The sequence below is a fragment of the Vibrio sp. 1402 genome (genome assembly GCF_033340275.1).
The window spans coordinates 1-895 of the sequence record NZ_JAWOWE010000128.1 but is presented as its reverse complement, the minus strand read 5'-3'; the positions used below and the strand labels follow the sequence as shown (position 1 = coordinate 895).

1 protein-coding gene is annotated in these 895 nt (G+C 45.6%); it reads right to left on the bottom strand.

The features are described from left to right. Positions 1-165 precede the first annotated feature (165 nt). On the bottom strand, positions 166-895 hold a 730-nt coding region (locus tag R7044_RS24590), incomplete at its 5' end, for a D-hexose-6-phosphate mutarotase (RefSeq protein WP_225455918.1).

Here is an 895-nt window from a genome sequence, read left to right as displayed (position 1 = left end):
TTATGAGTTTTGTATCGGCATGCTATCGGTTTATATGAATAATTTTTTTGATATCTATTAATTAAATTGTCAAAAAACTCAGATAACCAATGAGTTAGTTAGAAAGTGACCGAGGAAGAACGGAAATGATTTCAAAAAAAGGCCGGATGAGCCGGCCTAGGAAGATTATTGTGCAGCAATCACTGTCACGAGCTCGTAGCTCTCGCCTGGCTCAAGAGTCTTGCCTTCTTCAATACTTGGTGCATGAAGGGCAGATTCCACACACAGCATGGTTTCATAGCCATTGTCAGCCATGTCTCCCATCCCTTGTGCACCTTCCGCCCACGGGTTCCATAGTACTGCGGAGTTATGGCCGCGGTTCGCTACGCTCAACGTACGGTTAAGAACAGGGTCTTTCACTAAAATTTGAGCTTCTGGTTGCGTGTATACGCGATCGATGGTGTCAGTCAGTTGAAGAACCTCACCACCCTGACACACTTCGCTATTTTTCAAGCTGTCGATGTACTCATTGCCCATACCTGTTGTTTGCGCTTGTTTGATATCGCCCACGTTTAGGTAAGTATGTAATGCGCCTGAGAACGTCCAAGCTTCATCATCGATATTAAGAACTTTCAGCGTTACTTTGAGTTCGTCACCCACTTCGACAAGAAGACGCGCATCAAACATGTGTGGCCAAATTTGATGTGTTTCTTCGGTTGGGAACAGTGCCAACTCGACGATGACACCATTTTCATTTTCGCGGTGCTCAACCAATTCCCATTCGGATGTACGCGCAAAGCCATGAGCTGGTGCAGCAATACGGCCAAACCAAGGCCAACAAACAGGAATGCCACCACGTAATGCTGCTTTGCCATCAAAAATGGCTTTTTCGCTCATCCAGATCAAGTCTTCTTGA